The sequence below is a fragment of the Paraburkholderia sp. D1E genome (assembly GCF_052682275.1).
Genome location: NZ_JBQYMB010000001.1, coordinates 251268 through 270175 on the forward strand (window position 1 = coordinate 251268; position 18908 = coordinate 270175).

Below are 18908 nucleotides of genomic sequence, written 5' to 3' on the forward strand. Positions count from 1 at the left end.
GCAGACAACGCGGGGTGTGTATGGAATTGTCCAATCCGAAATAGTTAAGAAATTGGATGTCAGATGACTAATGCGAACGAAATCAAGGAACCTGTCGTCAATCGGGTACGTCACGAACTCGTGTACCGCCTTGCACAAGTTGTTAGCGTCTCAGCAATAAGCCCATCATTGCTCCGCGTAACATTGCAAGGGGAAAGTCTTGCGGGATTCAAGTCGCTCTCGTTTGACGATCATGTGAAGGTGTTGTTTCCGGATAGCTATAACGAGGAGCCCGTTTTGCCCGTCGCGGACAGCCAAGGCTTTGCGTATCCTGAAGGGACGAGAAAACCCACTATGCGGGACTTCACTCCGTGTCGCCACGACCCTGTCAGGGGAGAGCTAGACCTGGAGTTTGCAATGCATGAAGCGGGGCCGGCAATCCGTTGGGCATTGCAGGCTCGCGTTGGTCAGTTCCTCGGCATCGGTGGGCCGCGTAGTTCGTTGATAATCCCAACGGATTTTGCGTGGAATTGTCTCGTAGGGGACGAATCTGCGCTGCCGGCCATCAGGCGCAGACTGGCAGAAATACCGTCGAATACGCAAGCTTTTGTTTATATCAACATTGCGTCCGCGCACGCAAAGATCGAGTTCGCGACTCAGGCGAACGTTCTCGTCAACTGGTATGTATCAACCGCGGCTGAGTCCGACGGAGGACTGCTTCGAGCGCTTCAGGAGTTTCGCCCTCCCGCCGATGACGGCTTTGCCTGGATCGCAGGTGAAGCGAGTCTCGCTCGCAAAGCTCGCGAATGTTTGGTTGGCCGGCTGGGGCTGCACAAAAACAGGGTTCGTGCAGCGAGCTACTGGCGGCAAGGGGACGTTGCGATTCACGAGAATATTGATGACTAAAGCGGTTAGCGTCGGATTTCATTGACCAGCAAAACTCGGTAGTTGCTTTATGGAGAAGGTTCCGTGACAGGCTGGCAAGCATGGAATGCTGCTCTCGTTCGGCTCTTGGTAAGCGTGTCGTCGGGACCGTCTTGACGCGATTGGTATTCGGCGATTGTTGGGTAGCCGATCAGCGACACGTGACGGCACCAGTTTTGTGACCCGGTTGATCGGCCGCTCGGCAATGCGAGCGAGGATGAAGTGCAGTAGGCGTCGGGATCGATTCCGTTAAGTTTGGCCGTTTATGCCGTGCATCGAGCTATGGCCGTGCGGTTCTCGCGGCAACCCGCTGCGTGCGTGCAGTTGCAGGCGATAGGCGTGCGGGGCTCAAGGTCCGTTCGGCATAGTCTTTGGCTTCGCCGCGACTCAAGGAAGGCGAGTAGGCGGTCGATCGGTCGGAAACGAGTTGATTCGCTCCGCTTGTAAGTTTTGAGCTTGGCCGCGGCCGCTTGCTTGAGCGGGAGATGGGCATGCAGATAGGTCCACGTCGATTCAATTAATTCAAGACCGAGCTACACCGCGATCACGGAAGAATCAACGCTGGCTTGTGGTGGCACCATTGCGGCGCTGTTCCTCAGCACGTGCGGAGACACCCACTTGGAGGCTAAGGATGGGCGTTTCTTGTGGGCAACACGTGCGTATCTTGCCAGGAGCGCCTAGACGTAATCGGCGCTAAGGCGGCCACTGTGCACGTTGGGAAACAATGCGTTTCGTCCGTGGCGCGCCGCTTCTTTGAGCCATGCCTTAAAGGGTTTTTTGTAGTGGTCCAGTTTCCTCGAACAGGTCGATGGGAAAGACGATCTTGCCTCGACGAGGAGGAAAGCTGAATGACGAGAAGGCGCCTGCAATTTGACGCCAGCATCAAGCTGAAAATAGTAAGGGGGTAACCATGCCAAACATTTGGAGCGTAACGGATGTCTTCGTGCCGGCGGGTCGTAGCCCCGAAACGGCGCCCGCAGTGGCGCCTTTCCCACGGTCCATCTTGATTCACTATAATAGGGGACCTTCCATTCGCAAAGTAGAGTATGTCGCTCGGAAAAACTATCCGCACCGCGCGTAAGCGAGCCGGCATGTCGCTGCGCGACCTTGAGAGCGCAACCGGCATATCGTTGTCAAAGCTTTCGAAGGTTGAAAACGAGAAGGCGACATTGCGGCACCCCGAGGTCATTTCTCTTTCTGAGGTCCTGAATATACCAGCCGCGTTTCTGTTGAATGCGGATGATCGACAGGACACACGTCCGCTTGGTCGGCGTGCGATCACCCCCGCTGGCACGGGACCAACTTTCTCGAAAGACGGTAAGCTTTTCGAAGTGCTTTGCGGCGATATGAGCGAAAAAGCCAATTTGTTCTGGCGTGTGCTCGTGACGGAAAAAGCCCCAGGGACTGCAAGTTCGTATCTTTCGCATCCGGGAGAGGAGTTTATTTTCGTGCTGAAGGGCCCTGTTGCCCTGCACACCAATCTCTACGAACCCTTGGTGTTGCAGACCGGAGACTGCATCTTGTTCGATGCGTCCACACTGCATGCCTATTTTGCGGTGCGGAAGGACGCGGTTATCCTTATGAGCAATTCGACGGAATCGCCGCATTAGAATTTGGAGATGGTGCTCGCTCCGTCTAGCTTGAGAAATCACGCGGGAATTGTGGCGGGTGCTTGCCGAGACCAAAATGTGCAGATTTCTCGGCGAACCCTATTTTCAAAGCAGCGGTTGACGATCCACCTGGGTAAGTTGTCTCAACTGGGCCAAACTTTCCCCTTTTTATAAGGTGACGCGACGCGGTTCGCTCAAACCTGATGGGTTGCTCGCTGTCGTCCCCATGGTTCCGCCGAATTCGACGAATTTCCTATCGAGCCGTGTACCTCCGTGCTCGGAGACGCACGTTGATACGGGCGGAGTCAGGTATTTTCAGGCATTCAGATGGCCGTCGCTGACTGGTCCGATTCGGTGATGATCCAGACCTTGCCGCCGTGCAGCGGTGGTGGCAGAACAGCACACTCAACTACATTGAGCACGAGTTCGTCTTGGTGGTGATCGTTTTCGGACAGGTCACATCAGTCATCGCATATGTGTCGGATTAACAGGTCGATAACTGGGATGTCTCTGGCCCGCAAGAGTGCAGTGCGTAAGATGTCATAAGGATCCTGCCGGGTCTAAAACGTGGTCTGGCGTGATGTGTTTGGTTGGTGTCTAGCTGGCTCCGTCGAGCACTGGCAGGAAGGGTGCCAACCAAAGAGCGCTGACGCTAGAAAAGCGCGCCGTGAACTGCACCCCAAAAGTTGAACACTCATTCAACGATTTGGGATGCAGTTCAATTTTCTACGTGGCAACAGTTCACCACTGTGAGGCGCTGGACGCTAACAATGGCACGCTTACCAAGCATGCGTTGTGTGACCGGCGTCCGTTAAGATATTCGCGGTATCCTTGACCGTTCGATCAAGCCACTGCTTTTAACAGCGATGCTCGATAAATCGAGAACTCCATCAACTAGAATTTGTGACGGATGCCAACCATCACAAGTTCTTGCGTGCTGGTTCCTCCTCCGACGTACGCGTCTGCGATGACAGCTTGAGCGGGACCGGTCCCGTTGCTGCCCGAGGCGTGCTCATAACTCGCAGACGCGTAAATATCTGTTCGCTTGCTCAGCGCATAGTCAGCGGCCAAGGTAATCTGGTGATACGTAGCCGCGGAGTCTCCATGGGATTTCAGCAAATCGTAGCCAATTTCAAGTTCCGTCGCAGGCGTCACCTGCCACATCGCGTATACCGAAGCGTTATTGTAACTCTCACTGGATTTAAACTTGGAACTGGCATCCGCAAGGTACTCGGAGTAGCTGTAGTAACCGCCAAAAGTGACCGTACCCAGGACATAGCTTGCGCCAGCACGAGCTATGTTAAAGCTTCTTGCCGTTGCGTACGCAGCATTAACGGGTGAAGAAAATATGCTATCAGCGGTGCTTACGCCACGCGAGGACGTAGTCGGGTTGCCATTGTCCACATGGAAATAACCTGCGGCCAAGGTCAACGGCCCTTGGTTATAGTTCGCCGCGACACTGTAGGTCGAGCCTGAACCGGTCGCTCCGGCAACTCCCCCGACCGAATACATCGCTTCTAGTTGGAGGCCAGACCATAACGGACTAGCCCACTTGACTGCGTTACTTACGTGAATGGATCCATCGGCCTCGTCGACGTCTCCTGGCGCCGTGAAATATTCCAGAAAATTGTTACCCTGTACTGATATGACCAGATCATCGAGCACGGTGGACTGCCGCCCTATCGTAACGGTGCCGAATGTAGCACTGGCGAGCCCAACATATGCCTTGCGACCAAACAGTAGACCCCCGGACATCGCACCGGTGTTGGCGTTAAAGCCATTTTGAAGGTTGAACACTGCCTTCAGACCACCGCCGAGGTCTTCCGTCCCTTTAACTCCCCACTGGCTGACCGACAGTTGTCCCGACTGCAGCTTGATCTGATTGTTCGCGCCACCTGTGTTGTGCGTGTACTGGATAGAATCTTCGATAATGCCATATAGCGTCACCGTGCTTTGGGCGAAAGCCATCGGAGAAACCGCTATTGCGGTGACTACCACTCCAGATTTAAGGAAGTTCCTCATGTTCTCCACTCCTGTCGTATGATGAAAATATATCGACCGTCACCCGCTTCAGCGGCGGGCTGTGGCCTGTCTGATAATTAAAAGAAACGTTTTAACTTCGTACTGCATAATTAAATTCTAACAACCTTAAAAAATACTAGGTTTCACAAAGGCAATATCCGGCCCTCTCGCGATAAGTCCGTTTTGATGGGGAAGCGATAAATGATAAGGAATACTTATATAATAATCGAAAAAATTTCATGCGATGGACGGATGGATTTCATTCCCAGTTTTCATCTGCCTCTTCCTGATCATATGCATTACTTCGACGCAGGACAGGATGATGCGAGTACAGAAAAATCATTAAAGCCCAACATCGGTCGGGTGATGCGTTTGATGGCCCGTTGGTCCTGCTCAACCACGTTGTTCAAATATTTGACCTGGCGCATCTTGATGGTTCTCGCGCGCTCGGCGTTCACCGAGTGCGGTGCAGCCACATTGGCTCCGCTTTCGGCGGTCGCCACCGTCTCAGGTACGCCGGTTTGTCGAGTGGTCTTTTCAAAATACGGCTGGGCAGCAGCCTTGCTCCGTCTGGCTCGCAAAAGAAAGTCGACCGTGTTGCCTTCCTTGCCGGCAGCCCGGTAGAGGTACCGCCATTTGCCCCGAACTTTCACATAGGTTTTCGTCCATCATCCAGCTCTTGCCGACCGTCCGTTTGCACCGGCCGATGGCCTTCTCAAGCACGATTAGACGCTTGATGGCCCGGCGGTGCACCGTGGAATGATCGACCGCAATCCCACGCTCGATCATCATTTCCTCCAGATGACGCAAGCTAAGCGGATAGGCAACTAACCAACGCACGCAGGTCAGCGTTGCTTTCAACGGATAGTGCAAACGTTTAAGCCAGCGTGCCACACCCGGATCCAGCATTTTCATTTGTCGCCCATACAACCTTTTCGATTCAGTCAGATTAACTGAACGCCTCATTCCGACAACACCACTAGTTGCTCTGTAGGCCGGAGAAGCGGTACTGCCCCGGCCAGGAGCGCTAGCGGGTAGCGACAACGCGTCTACGCCGTCGACCAGAGAGCCATTGCAGCGCTACGAGCGAAATGATGGAAACTGAGATGAGTAGCGTGGAAATTGCGGCGATCGTTGGGTCAAGCTGGTCCCGAATGTTCTCGAACATGAGGCGGGTCAGCGTTGCATTCTCTCCGCCTGACACGAACAAAGCCACCACGACTTCATCGAAAGACGTCATGAAAGCGAAGAAGGCTGCCGCGTAGAGCGATAACTTGATCTGTGGCAATGTCACGGAAATGAACGCCTTCAAACGCGATGCGCCGAGGCTGCGCGCTACGAGTTCCTGATTTGCGTCGTACGTCTCCAGCCCGCTGTTTACGGATATGAGCACAAACGGCAGAGCGAGCATCGAGTGTGCAATGATCAAGCCTAACAGGGTGTTGTTCAGGTCGACCCTGATATAAACAAAGAATGTTCCGATTGCGACGAGGATCAGCGGCACCATCATCGGAAGCATCAGCGTCGTGCGAAGCATGCGTGTCCATTTGCTTTCAATCGCTCGAAGCGAATATGCGGCGGCCGTTCCCAGAGTCAGTGAGACAGCTGTAGCACAAGTCGCGAGTTTGAGCGAAACTGCCGTCGCGCTAAGCCACTCGGAAGACTCAAAGTATGCTTCATACCACCGCACACCCCAGACGTGGGGCGGGAACTCCAGATAACTGGCGTTCGAAAAGGACATCGGAATCACAATTGCGCACGGCACAATCAGGAACAGCATCACCAGTGCACAAAACACATAGAGCCAAAGGCGTTGCGCATGCGTGATCTGCGTATCGGTAGCGTAGCCCAGCATGTCACCTCCCTCCGTAGATCTTTTCGAGGCCGAACAGCTTGCCCAGCGCGAACAGGACTATCATCGTCAGTATCACCAGAATCACGCCCAGTGCGCTCGCCGCACCGGGGTTCCCGTACACCGATATATCCGACTGGATCTGCATGGCGACTACGTTGACATGGCCACCACCGAGTAGTGCCGGTGTCACGTAAAACCCGAGGCACAATACGAAGACTAGGACAACACCTGCCGCCAGACCCGGCAGTGTCATCGGGAAATACGCTTGCCAGAACGCGCGGATCGGATCGGCACCACAGTTGGCCGCAGCGCGCATATACACGGGATCGATCGACTTCATGGCACCGTACAGCGGCAAGACCAGACAGGGCAACATCACATGGGTCATGCCGATTGCTGTGCCCGTGAAGTTGTTGACGAGTTGCAGTGGTTGGTCGATTAGGCCGCTGTTCAGCAGCCATGAGTTAATCAACCCACTGCGCTGCAGCAAGATCATCCATGCGTACGTTCGCACGAGCGTGGAGGTCCAGAATGGCAACACCACGAACACCATACAAAATGACGCCATACGGGTCGGCAGTTGGGACAGCATGTAAGACAGCGGATAACCGAACACCAAAACCAGCACAGTGACCAGCGCCGATATTTCGAAAGTCGATGTGAACGCGTTGCGATAAACAGGCGTGAGCAGGCGCGCGTAGTTGGCCGCCGACAGAGCGCCGCTCATGTCGAACAGCGACTGATAGAACAACCACGCGATGGGGGCAACGAGCACAACCAGCACCAGCACGAGCGCCGGCAACATCAGTAAGCCAAGCTGTGACTGCTCACGTGACCGGCTCCTTGCCAGCGCCGACACGTTCTCTGGATCATTGGTGTGGGCGCGGGTTTCGTGCATTTCAACTATAACGTGTCTCATCGTCAGTCTCGCACCACGATGCTGTCTTCGGCACGAACGCCGACCGTTATACGGTCGCCCGGTACCAGATGCCGCGCGGGAGCGGCACCACCTGTGCCGCAGCGAATCATGATTTCGTGATCTTGCGGCAGACTTACGTAGAGCAGATTGGAATTACCCTGATAAACTTGGTGCTTGACAACGCCCGGTAGACAATTGAGCGAATCGTCCGGGTGGTCCAGTAGAATCGCGCGGTCGGGACGCAGCGCGAGCCATGGCTTTCCGGTTCCATCCGGCAACGGGATCGAACTGTGAAAGCGCTGGCCAAAAGCCGTGAGTTCACCGCTCGCCTCGTCGAGAGGGACAAATGCGGTTTCCCCTATGAAATCGGCCACAAACTTGCTGGCGGGTCTTTCGTAGATTGCTGCGGGAGTATCGAACTGAGCCAGCCGCCCCTTGTTGATAATCGCAATTCGGTCGGACATCGTCAGCGCTTCAGTTTGATCGTGCGTGACGTAGATGGTTGTCATGTTCAGGCGCTCGTGCAGGCGGCGGATCTCGATTTGCATGTGCTCGCGCAGTTGTTTGTCGAGCGCTGAAAGCGGTTCGTCCATCAACATAATCGCAGGCTCGAACACGATTGCGCGCGCCAGCGCCACGCGTTGCCGCTGTCCGCCGGAAAGGTGCCCGATGTTGCGCTCTCCCAGCCCGTCCAGGCGAACGACCGACAGCGCATGTTGCACTTTCGCGTCGATCTCTTTGCGGGGAAGTTTGCGCAGTCGGAGCGGGTACGCAACATTCTGTGCAACATTCATGTGAGGAAACAGCGCGTAGTTCTGGAATACCATTCCGATATCGCGCTTGTGTGGCGGCTTAAGCAAAAACTCGGCCCCGTTCACGACAACGCTGCCAGAGGTCGCACGAACAAACCCAGCGAGAACCATCAACAGCGTAGTCTTTCCTGAACCCGACGGGCCAAGGAGCGTTACGAATTCGCCTGGCCTGATCTCGAGCGATATGTCCTGCAAAGCGGCAAAACCGTCGTATGTCTTGCAGACGTTCTTTATGGAGGTTTGCGTAGGCATGTTTCACCCATTCCGTGATTTTAAGGTCTTTCGCTCCGTGCCCAGCGCGATGCGATTCGCTGAGCACGACGCAGTCAGCAAAAAGCGCTATTGATTAATGAGGGCGCGCAAGCTCTCGTTGCCCTTCTGCAGGTTCTGATCGGTGCCCCAGTACTTACCGCTCTCCAGCACTTGCTGAAGCCGATTCTGCGGCGATGAACTTGTCTTCGCCAGCGTTTCTGCCGAAAATTTCCGCAGCTCGAACGCCTTTTCGTTCACCGGCGCATAGTAGTCGATCACATCCCCCAGGTTTGCCTGGATCTGTGGCGTCACGGCATTTGCGATCACTCGCCGGGCCTCGGACACATGCTTCGCGCCTTTTGGTATTGCAAGGCATATATAGCCGAGCAGGCCCTGCTTAACGGTGAAGTTCACTGGGGCCCCAGACTGCAAGACTGACGTGATCCGGCTACCCCAGATCGTTTCCATGTCGACCTCTCCGTCACGAATGATTTGCGCTGACTGGGCGCCCGTCGTCCACCAGACGCTCACATACGGCTTGATCTTTCGCAGCGACTCGATTGCCCGCTTCTGGTCCAGCGGATACAGACTTCCGGGCTTAACCCCATCGGCAAGTAAGGCCACTTCCATCGTATCTTGCGGCTGCAGAGCCAAGGCACGTTTGCCCGGGAATTTCTTCACGTCCCAGAAGTCTGCCCAGGTCTTGGGAGGGTTATCTTTGTACTTGTCCGTGCGATAGGCCAGCACGACCGAAAAGTAGCTAGCCGCAATCCAATCCGGCGCGTGTGCCTCGGGCGGAATCCCATCAGTGTTAATCAGCTTGTAGTCGAGTTTCTCAAAGAGCCCCTCCGAGTTGCCGGTCGCACACTCTTCAGCGCCTAGTTGAACGATGTCCCATGCTGGCCGTCCGGACGCCACCTGCACCCGCACCGATGCGAGCCCGTCTTCACTCTCGGTCCGGAGCCCGATGCCTTCCTTGTCGGCCGCTGGTTTGATTAACGCATTGACGATCTTCTTCTGAGCGTCACCACCGTAGCCGGCGAACGTCACCGTTTCTCCGGCTAAAGCCACGTTTGCTGCGCTAATACCGCACAGTGTGGCCGAAATCCCGATTAGCCAAACGCGCGCCGCAAAGCTTCTCTTGTTCATTACATCTCCTTGAGTCGGCAACAGCGGTTGCCTGATGCTTGAAACCTTAATTGTGAGCCGGTCAAGGCCGAGTCGACCATGCCGACATATTCCACCGGCATCGACGTAATGCCCAATAGTTCTTGGGCGTTTCGTCCGATGCGATGTCAAGTCGTTCGATCATCATGCGATCACTAGATCGAGCCGGAACTCTTTGTTTTTGAGAACTTCGAGCAACTGGCCGGGATGTGGCACTCGTTGACTTCCACCTGCGTATGGCACGACGCTTCGAATGAAGTCGAACAATTTTCCAGTGTAGGCTCCTAGGGGCGTTGATTGACGCATCTCGACAGCTTGCGCAGCGACGATCATTTCTATCGCGAGAAGAGATTCGGATAGTTGAGCCGCCTCAAGAGTGCGCCGTGCAGCGATACTCGAAAGGCTGACTCTGTCGAGAATGCCATTAGAGTGGCTTGAACTGGCAAGTTCAACTACTACCGGTGCAGCCAATAGCCGAACTTCGGAAGTGAGAGACTTGTGAAATTGCGCTAGGCCATTAAAGCCGGGTAAGCCGACGCTGTCTGCAGCAATGAGACCAACGGGCAGGCCAGACCAGAGAGAGTCAACCATTTTTGCAATGCGTTCTGTCGAGCTGGTTACCACAGGCGACAACGCAAGACGCAAAGTGTCGAGCGCCATCGACAACGAGAGCATATCGAAATTGGCTACGGATACAAGCGCATCATCTTCGACCGAGACGATCGGATTATTCTGGCTAGCATTGAGTTCGATATCAATCTGCTTCCGTGCGAAAGCAAAGCTATCTAATGCGTTTCCAAAGATGATAGGAAGAGACCTGAAGCAGAGGGGGTCTTGCAGATGACGGGGGCCATCTTTCTGGAGTAAATAGCTACCCACAAGCTGTGCATGAATACTCTCAGCGGCTATCCGAAGTCCCACGAACGGCCTTGATCGAATTGCTGCCGCCGAGACGATCGACGGATTAGCCGAGAACCCTTCCATACTAAGTGCTGATGTGATTACCCAGGAACTCAACAGGCGCTGGAGGTCGTCGCTTGCTAACGCTGCCGTACCGAGCGAAAGCGGGCTCGAATTGATTAGGGCAAGGCCTTCGCCGTAACTCAATTCTATATCTGCATAAAGTTCAGTAGCCAGGTCTGTGACGGGCGACATATCGCTTTCCCCCGTTGAGCCCCACACGTGGACATTGAAGTCTCGCCGTTCATTCAAAGCATCTACAAGCATAGTTGCAAGGAGAGGGCGCACACCCAGTCGCCCAGATGCCATGGAGTTGAGCAGGATTACCATCATTGCCCGTACCACCTCTCGAGGTGCGGTGGGGCCGTGGCCGAAGTTGTGAGTAAGCAGAAGTCCACGGTTGAACTCACCAATCCGTCTCTGATCCAAAGGCACGTTCAGTTTCGCACCCACGCTGGTAGTCACACCGTAAATCAGATCGCCGCGTCGCACTGCTCGGTCAACGACGTCGCGAGCGACGTTCATTTTCGCAATTGCGTCATCCGAAAGCGTCACTTTTGCATCGAAACGCGCTATGTCTACTACATGTCGCGCCGAAAGGCTCCCGCCATCAATAACGATTAATTTGTCCATGATCTACCTATTTGTTTCGATGAGATGGCTCACGCAAGTCACGCAGACTTTCAGCGCCCCTGGATCTGCAGTTGCATTTCTATGGAGCGACCACCCGGCGATAGCAACATATGCGATCGACACTGCGGCGGCCGCACACTCCATAAGTAACAAACCCTGCTGACAATCGGAAAGCAGGAAATTAACTTGGCCTGCCAGTCTTTCCGTAAGTCCGATACCGGGACCCATCAATACGAGCCCCCCGGGCCGACAGTAAAGCAGACGGCCAGCGCCAGGATCTCGGACGACCTAAGAGCCTGCTTGAGTTTCTCCTCTTCTGGCGCCGCCACTTCTTTTCCGTTCAGACCAGAAAATTCGTCGCGCGATGACTTAAAAGGTCATAAAACTAGTATATTGAGTCAATATCCGTAGGGAAGCTGGGGTAAACCCTGGAATGCTTGGGCTCCCCGCGAGAGTGGGGGCTACCCACATGATTACTTTTCGACCGATCTTGTCGGACAGGTGACCAAAGTAGGGAACGAGTGCCATTCGTACCAGTAGCGACACCGTGAGAACGATGAACGGCGCATTCAAGGAAGTCTTGAGGGACCGAACCGCGTAGGTTGGAAGGTAGGCGATCTGGGCATAGACCATGATGGTCGTCACCGCGCTCAGCGCGAAAGCCACAAACAGTTCCGCAGGGTAGCGACGAAATATCTCGGCAATCGACACCCTCTTGTGACGTGTCTCTTTCAGGAAAATTTCCGGTTCCTGCAGATTGTGGCGAATGTGGAAACCGATCGGCCGGATGATCAAGCCAAGCAGAAACGGAATTCGCCAGGCCCGTGACGATAGTGCCTCTACGGTAAGCACGCTCGTGAGCAGGGCACCCATGAGTGTCGCCAGAAACGCGCCGATCGACTGCGAGAACATTTGCCAGCTGCCGTAGAAACCTCGCTTTCCCGGCGGCGCGTATTCGATCCGTAGTGCGGTGGCGCTGCCGAACTCGCCGCAGATCGAAATGCCCTGCAGTATCCTGGAGCAGATAACAATGATCGGGGCAAGAATGCCGACCTGGCTATAGGTCGGCAAGAATGCCAGCATGGCGGTTGAAACAAGCATCGTAAGAATCAAAAAAGACAGCGCCCCTGTTCTCCCGGCACGGCCCGCGTACACTCCGATGGTAATCCCGGCATTAGGTCGGGCGACGAGGCCGACGCCGAAAGTAACCGTGGTCAGAAGCCTCGAGGTAACAGGATTGTCGGCAGGGAAAAACCGCTTGGCGATAATGACGGACAGATATCTGTAAACCAGAAAATCGTACCATTTCAGTGCATTGCCTACGATGAATGCCAGCACCGCTTTCCATGGAACCTGTTTCTCGATTGCCACAGTCTCCTCCGTATCTGGATCTTGATTCTGTCGTCCAGAATTTAAATTTGCGGACTGGAAGATTAATAACGAAAGCATTGGATCAAGCCCGCGGCTTGCTCCGGAATACCTGTCTTCCATTGAAGATCTGCGACGCAGATGGTGCGAAAAATAGATTGACTACACGTCTGCTGCCAATGAAATGGGATTTGTCCAACGATATTCGCAATAACCTCTTCAAGTCGACAAATGGTACGTTGTGCCTCGCCCGCAGCCAAGCACAACTCCGCGAAATTCCACCTGTCGGAAAGAGGGGAGGTGACTCCCGAGTGCGACTAGCGGATAGCTGCATGACCACCGGACGTCATTCACTAGTTTTCCAATTGCTCCGAAATTCGCCGCGACACCTCGAGTATCTGGCCCAGGTACCGGTCGACTACTTTCTCCGTTGTGAGTGCGGAAGAAAACCACGTGAGCCCGATAGACGCGACAACAAATTCCTTCGCCATCACCGGCACGGCGATGGTGCCGGATACTGGGCGCACGGTGGAATCGCGCAGCGCGTATCCGCGCTGGCGAGTTTGATCAAGCATCGCCTGGACCGCTTCGCGATCCTGCGCGAGCCGGTCTTCCGGATGATGACTTTGCCGCACTACTTCGAGAAGCATCTCCTGTTCTTCAGACGAGCAGAACGCGAGATAGGCACGTCCCAAAGCTCGCGAAACGAGGCTTAGACGCATGTTGATCGACGAATGCAGCAGTGAGAGCGGCGAATACGGAATCGTGCTGTAGCGTACGACGAGCGCGTCGACGTCGAGCATGCCGACGGCAATCGGCCACTTGATCTCTTCGGTGAGTTTGCGCACGAGCGGCGCGGCGATGTCGACCACGCGCGGCACGTGGTGATAGCCTGAGTTCAATGCATTGACGCCGTCGAGCAGGCGGTATTCGCCGGGTCGCGCGCCGCGTGCGGCTAGGCCCAGTTCTTCGAAGGTCCGAAGCAGGCGGATCAACGTGGGCTTGGGCAACGACGTCAACTGATGCAGGCTGTCGAGCGTCGAAACGGGCATCTGGTTCAGGGCACGCAGAAGGGTGATTGCCCGTTCCACTGCCCGGATCGAAGATTCGCGTTCCGCCATCGTATCGCCTTGCCTCGGTGGTCGGGCGCACGTCGATCGATCTGACGCTTGCCCTTCAACAAACTTTGATTATCGCAGCTATTGAACTGCCTGGACCGGCAGCGCCGACCTAAGCGGCCATATGCCGCGGTTCTGGTCCCCAATCAGGCCATCAACGTCAGCGCGCCCTTGCGAAGCAGCGACTGATCCGATCCGATTACGAACCACGTAGCGCCCATCTGCTCGAATTCGGCACACTCGTCGACCTCGCCGACGGCGACGCCTGGCGTCTTGCCGGCACGCCGTGCGATGTCGAGCACCTGCACGGTGGCCTGCATCACTTCGGGTGCGCGAGCGCTGGTGAGGCCAAACGACAAGGCCAGATCAGCGCGGCCGACGAAGAGGCCGGATACGCCGTCCACGTTCGCGATTTCATGCGCGGCGGCACAGCCCGCGCGGCTCTCGATCTGGCACATCACCACGGTGCCGTTGCCTGCGGCGACGGCCCTCTGCATGCCCATTGCACCGTAACCGGCAAAGCGGGGCGAACTGGAGAATCCGCGTTCACCGTCGATGAAGCGCGTGCGGGCGACCAGCGTGCGCGCTTCATCCGCGGAATCGACGTGCGGCACCAACAGTCCCGAGGCGCCGAGATCAAGCGCGGACTGGATCGTCGCGGCGTTCCTGTCGGGAATCCGCACGAACAACGGCAAATTCACGGCACGTGCGGCGAGCACCATGATGTCGAGCGTAGCGCGGTCGAATGGCGCATGTTCTGCGTCGATCACCGCGAAGTGGAGTCCCGCACCGCCGAGAATTTCGATGATTTGCGGCGCGCCGGTTTTGACGAAGGTGCCGATCTGGCGCGTGGAGGTGTCGTTCGTGGTTGTGGACATGGATGAGGGACGAAAGCAGATTGGAAGCGTCCTATCAGGACGCGGTCTGGTTGACCGATGCACCCACTCGCGTGGCCTTCAAGGCGAGTGCGGTGCAGCCGAGCAACAGCAGGCAGAGGGCCGGCAACAGCATGGCGTAGCCGGGACGGCCAAACGCCTTGTCGATCCACGGCATCGCGTTTTGCGCGAGAAAGCCGCCGAGGTTACCGATGCTGCTAATCGCGGCGAGGCTGGTGGCGGCGCGCCGTCCGCTGAAATACTTCGATGGCAGCGACCAGAAGCACGGCAGCAGCAGCGACGTGCAAGGCGTGCCCACCACGAGCGTGACATAGAGCGCCACTGGATCGCTCACCAGCAGGCTGACCACAAACGCCACGCAACCGACGATACCGATGGTCGCGGCGGCCATGTGCACATGGCTTTCGTTCTTGAGCGTGCGCGGCACGATCAGCAAAAGCGCGGCGGTCAGTGCCCACGGAATCATGGTCAGCAGACCGTTGAGCGAACTTGAGATGCCGAACCCCTTGATTACGGTCGGCAGCCAGTAGATGAGCCCGTAGAGCGAGGTGAGCAGACACGTGTAGCCGAGCGCAAACGCCTGCACCTTGCGATCGCACAGCACGCTCCAGACACTGCCTTCGTGATGAGCGGCCGGCGCTTCGTCGGCGATCATGCGCGCAAGGTGACTGCGCTCCTGTGGATCGAGAAACGGCGCCGTCTCCACACTGCGCGGCAGGTAGAACAGCACGATCGGCGCGAGCACGAGCGCAAGCAGGCCGGTGACGATAAACACCCATTGCCAACCCGCATGGTGCCAGACGCCGTCGAGCGAGAGGAGCAGGCCGCCGAAAGCCGAGCCGAGCATGTTGCCAAGCGCACTGCCGAGCGTCAGAAGCGCGATCGCGCGCACTTGGTAGCGGCGCGGAAACCACACGGTCAAGTAGTAGACGATGCCGGGATACAAGCCGGCTTCCGCCGCGCCGACCAGAAACCGCAGCGCCGCGAACGTCGAACCCGACGAGATGTACGCAATGAGCAAGGTCGCAATGCCCCAGCTCAGCACAATGCGGAAAATCCACTTCGGTGCGCCGAAGCGATGGACGCCGAGCGCGCTTGGAATCTCGAAGATCAGATAGCCGATGAAGAAGAGCGACGACGCCAGACCGTAAGCCGTTTCGGTCATACCAATGTGATGCACCATCTGCAGCTTGGCGAAGCTGACGTTCATCTTGTCGATGACCGACACCAGATAGGTGATTAGAATCAGCGGCATGATGCGCCACCACATACGCCGGATCAGGCGTTCATCGTGTGTCACGGCCTGGCTGACAGGCGTGGCAACTGAAATCTCCATCTCTCCTCCAACGTGGCGGACCGGTTGGCGGCGCGTGAGACGCGCGGCGCGGGCTTTTATATGGTTGCGAGCGACCTCTGAACGAGGTCGGACCCACGGTGAGCAATGCTATGTCTAGCCCACGCCGCGATCCAAGTGCAAATCGGGAAGATTCCGCGTGTCGGAATTCATGCCGATGCAGCCATTTTTTGGGGTAGGGTGGCATCCCGCGCTTTTCGTTCTGCGAAAAGTTTCGGAAACGCGCTTGGTACAGCGCGTATTGCATGGAACCATACGAGGCGTCGAACGTGATAGCCGCCAACCGAGTGCGGTCGAATGGAATCTCGGCGCTTACTATTCGCTTTCGAAGCGAACCGACCTCTATTTCGTCATGCTGCGCGAGACTTCAGGTGGCTTCGATTGAACGGGACACCGTGCCGTGGCCGCGTTGACCTCCGCGACGCCCTTGGCGACCGATGCGCAGTACGCCGTGCTTCTCGGCATCCGCCATCTTTTCTAGCCGCGACGCGTGGCATGGCCGGTCGATCGCCCTATCGCGATGCCGGAGGCTAACGCTGCGCGCCTTTTTAGTAACCCAACCCTCCTTGGAGGAGACATGCCTTCCCAGCAAGACCCCACGAATTCTCCTGCCGGTCAAGCCGTCAAACTGTTCGACTCTCACGCGCATCTCGTGGCGGACGACCAGACGCGCTACCCGCGCAATCCGATGAAGCGCTCGCCCAATGCACCGCCACGCCTGCCTGGCGTGATCGGCCTGCCGGGCGGCAAGCATGGCGCCAATCCGGTCAATGAAGTGCCGGATGTTGCGCGCATGCTGCAGTGGATGCAGGAGGAGCGCGTCGAGGGTGCGGTTGCAGTGCAAAAACGCATGACCTACCGTTTCGATAACAGTTACATCCTCGATTCGTCGGACGCGTATCCCGACACGTTTTCCGCCGTCGTCATTCTCGATGCGGAAGACGAAGGCACGCCGGCGCTGGTGCGCTCGTACATCGAGAAACACGGCCTTGCTGGCGTGCGCCTGTTCGGCGGACGCGAAGCCGACGGCACGATGCCGTGGCTGAATTCGCCGCGTGCGCTAGAGACGTGGGCCGTGGCGAACGAATGCGGCATCGTGATGGATCTGGAAGTGCTGGCGATCGGCGGCGGTGGCCCGTCGGTGCCGCCGATCATCGAATTGGCGCGGCGCTTCCCGAACTTGCGCGTCGTGCTCGATCACATGCTCGAACCTGAAGTCGAGGACGACAACTACGGTTTTGACGCGCGCTTCGAGCCGCTCGCCGCTGAGCCCAACATCTTCTTCAAGTTCACCTCGATCAACCTCGACATTTACCGCGAGACGGATACCCCAGCGCGCGATGTGCTGCGCAAGGCAGTCGATATGTTCGGCGCCGATCGCATCATGTGGGGTTCCGATATCGGCACCTCGTCGGGCACGTACAAGGATATGGTGCAGCGCATGCTCGACGCGACGACGTTGCTGACCGACGCGGAACGCCACGCCGTCCTCTACGAGACGGGCAAAAAGGTGTTCGTGAAGGGCGGTTCGCGCTGCTGAGCAATCCGAGTCGTACAAGGAGATAACGATGTTTCTAGACCCCGCGACCACGCCGGACTTCAAGCGCACGCTGTTCAATGCGATCGTCGCTCCCCGCCCGATCGGCTGGATCAGCACGATGAACAGCAAAGGGCAGGTCAATCTCGCGCCGTTTTCGCATTTCAATCTTGTCTCGACTGCGCCACCGGTGGTGATCTTTTCGTGCAACGCGCCGGCTGACCGGCACGAGAAGGACACCATTACGAATGTGCGCGAGACCGGCGAGTTCGTCACGAATCTCGTGACATGGGATTTGCGCAACCAGATGAATCTCAGTTCGATCGACGCGCCTTACGGTACCGACGAGTTCGAACTGGCCGGGCTCGAAAAGGCACCGAGCGTGATGGTGAAGCCGCCTCGCGTGGCGGCGTCGCCCGCCAGCATGGAGTGCCGGCTGCTGCGCATCGTCGACATCGAGCCGACGGGGCCCGGTGAGACGGCTAGCAATGTGGTGTTCGGGCGCGTCGTCGGCGTGCATCTGGACGATCGCTTCATCGACGCGGACGGGCGTTTCGATACGGCCCGAACCGAACCGCTGACCCGCCTCGACGGCAACCGCTACGCCACCGTCGGCCGCATGGACGTGCTGGGCCGCCCGAGCCCGCGGCGCGACTGATCCCCCAATGAAGAAGGAACCGAACATGACGACTACACCCGATACCCGCGTGCGGGAAACCGCCGTCTACGATCTTGCCCCAGGCGCCGTGACGCGCGGCCAGAACTTCTTCGTGCAATGGCTGCAAGGCGATGGCAAGACCTTCGAAGCACGCAGCGCGCACGAGATGCTGCTGCTCCTGCCCGACGAAACCGGCACCGAAGTGCGCACCGGACAATGCGCCGTGCAGTCCGTGCCGGGCCGCAGTGTCTGCGTGCTGCCCGCGGGCGAAGTCTCAGTGAAACCAGAAGGCGGGGGCCGCGCCGTGCTGATCGCGTCGTCACGCGCGGATCTCGCGCTTGGCGCTGCACTCAACGAACAGGACTATGCGTCGGCTGACCCGCGCATCGCCGGCAGCGATGCCGGTTATCGCCGCACACGCGCGAACGGCGAACTGCAGGTGATCAGCATCGACAACATCCAGCCGCCCGCCGACAAGCCGCGTCTGAAGATGCTGCAATCCGACACGCTCAGCATCAACTGGGTCGAGTATCAGGATGCGCGGGACCGCTCGCACCTCAGCCCGCATAGCCACACGAGTTTTGAGCAGGGGTCGCTCGCGATCGACGGACATTTCATTCATCACCTGCGCGTGCAATGGGGCGCCGATGCGAACCGGTGGCGCGACGATCAGCATCTCGAGGCCGGTCCGGCATCGATGATCTCGATTCCGGTTCATCTGATCCATACCACCGAAGGCGTCGGCACCGGCCGCCATCTTTTGATCGATGTGTTCTCGCCGCCGCGCACGGACTTCATCGACAAGGGATGGGTCGCCAACTCGGCTGACTACACACGCGGCTGA

16 protein-coding genes and 1 pseudogene are annotated in these 18908 nt (G+C 57.1%); 6 read left to right on the plus strand and 11 right to left on the minus strand.

Annotated features, from left to right (window positions below; translation table 11 throughout):
- The first annotated feature begins 63 nt into the window (after nucleotides 1-63).
- Together ACUN0E_RS01210 and ACUN0E_RS01215 are read left to right on the plus strand one after the other, a co-directional pair.
- The gene (locus ACUN0E_RS01210; protein ID WP_445565346.1) at nucleotides 64-885 is read left to right on the plus strand and encodes a siderophore-interacting protein; all 822 of its coding nucleotides are present in this window, start codon (nucleotides 64-66) and stop codon (nucleotides 883-885) included.
- A 1064-nt stretch (nucleotides 886-1949) separates the two neighbouring features.
- A complete protein-coding gene (locus ACUN0E_RS01215) occupies nucleotides 1950-2513 on the plus strand; it encodes a helix-turn-helix domain-containing protein (protein WP_445565347.1) in 564 nt (187 codons plus the stop codon).
- A gap of 894 nt (nucleotides 2514-3407) precedes the next feature.
- Here ACUN0E_RS01215 and ACUN0E_RS01220 read toward each other — a convergent pair.
- The 11 genes and pseudogenes from ACUN0E_RS01220 to ACUN0E_RS01270 form a co-directional block, all read right to left on the minus strand.
- On the minus strand, nucleotides 3408-4535 hold the full coding sequence (locus ACUN0E_RS01220) for a porin (protein WP_445565348.1): 1128 nt from the start codon (nucleotides 4533-4535) through the stop codon (nucleotides 3408-3410).
- A gap of 237 nt (nucleotides 4536-4772) precedes the next feature.
- A pseudogene (locus ACUN0E_RS01225) lies at nucleotides 4773-5450 on the minus strand (IS6 family transposase).
- 112 nt (nucleotides 5451-5562) lie between these two features.
- Nucleotides 5563-6390, minus strand: a complete 828-nt coding sequence (locus ACUN0E_RS01230; RefSeq protein ID WP_445565349.1) for an ABC transporter permease — start codon at nucleotides 6388-6390, stop codon at nucleotides 5563-5565.
- A 1-nt stretch (nucleotide 6391) separates the two neighbouring features.
- Nucleotides 6392-7309, minus strand: coding sequence for an ABC transporter permease (locus ACUN0E_RS01235; RefSeq protein ID WP_445565350.1), 918 nt, complete (start codon nucleotides 7307-7309; stop codon nucleotides 6392-6394).
- 2 nt (nucleotides 7310-7311) lie between these two features.
- Nucleotides 7312-8373, minus strand: a complete 1062-nt coding sequence (locus tag ACUN0E_RS01240) for an ABC transporter ATP-binding protein (protein ID WP_445565351.1) — start codon at nucleotides 8371-8373, stop codon at nucleotides 7312-7314.
- Nucleotides 8374-8460: 87 nt separating this feature from the next.
- Complete coding sequence (locus ACUN0E_RS01245; RefSeq protein WP_445565352.1) at nucleotides 8461-9522, minus strand: ABC transporter substrate-binding protein; 1062 nt, start codon at nucleotides 9520-9522, stop codon at nucleotides 8461-8463.
- A 162-nt stretch (nucleotides 9523-9684) separates the two neighbouring features.
- Entirely contained in the window at nucleotides 9685-11133 is a 1449-nt protein-coding gene (locus ACUN0E_RS01250) for an aromatic amino acid lyase (protein WP_445565353.1), read from the minus strand.
- 369 nt (nucleotides 11134-11502) lie between these two features.
- Nucleotides 11503-12504 carry an MFS transporter gene (locus ACUN0E_RS01255; RefSeq protein ID WP_445565354.1) on the minus strand — a complete coding sequence of 334 codons (1002 nt, stop codon included), beginning with the start codon at nucleotides 12502-12504 and terminating at the stop codon, nucleotides 11503-11505.
- Between the two features lie 350 nt (nucleotides 12505-12854).
- Nucleotides 12855-13622: a DNA-binding transcriptional regulator gene (locus ACUN0E_RS01260; RefSeq protein WP_445565355.1), complete on the minus strand. Its 768-nt coding sequence runs from the start codon at nucleotides 13620-13622 to the stop codon at nucleotides 12855-12857.
- Between the two features lie 143 nt (nucleotides 13623-13765).
- Nucleotides 13766-14497: an HpcH/HpaI aldolase family protein gene (locus ACUN0E_RS01265; RefSeq protein ID WP_445565356.1), complete on the minus strand. Its 732-nt coding sequence runs from the start codon at nucleotides 14495-14497 to the stop codon at nucleotides 13766-13768.
- A gap of 34 nt (nucleotides 14498-14531) precedes the next feature.
- Complete coding sequence (locus ACUN0E_RS01270) at nucleotides 14532-15851, minus strand: MFS transporter (RefSeq protein WP_445565357.1); 1320 nt, start codon at nucleotides 15849-15851, stop codon at nucleotides 14532-14534.
- 157 nt (nucleotides 15852-16008) lie between these two features.
- Between ACUN0E_RS01270 and ACUN0E_RS01275 the strand changes: the two genes are divergently transcribed.
- From ACUN0E_RS01275 to ACUN0E_RS01290, 4 genes are all read left to right on the plus strand, one after another.
- Nucleotides 16009-16254 carry a hypothetical protein gene (locus tag ACUN0E_RS01275; protein ID WP_445565358.1) on the plus strand — a complete coding sequence of 82 codons (246 nt, stop codon included), beginning with the start codon at nucleotides 16009-16011 and terminating at the stop codon, nucleotides 16252-16254.
- Nucleotides 16255-16446: 192 nt separating this feature from the next.
- A complete protein-coding gene (locus ACUN0E_RS01280; protein WP_445565359.1) occupies nucleotides 16447-17409 on the plus strand; it encodes an amidohydrolase family protein in 963 nt (320 codons plus the stop codon).
- A 28-nt stretch (nucleotides 17410-17437) separates the two neighbouring features.
- A complete protein-coding gene (locus tag ACUN0E_RS01285; RefSeq protein ID WP_121107570.1) occupies nucleotides 17438-18064 on the plus strand; it encodes a flavin reductase family protein in 627 nt (208 codons plus the stop codon).
- A gap of 25 nt (nucleotides 18065-18089) precedes the next feature.
- Nucleotides 18090-18908: a hypothetical protein gene (locus tag ACUN0E_RS01290; protein WP_445565360.1), complete on the plus strand. Its 819-nt coding sequence runs from the start codon at nucleotides 18090-18092 to the stop codon at nucleotides 18906-18908.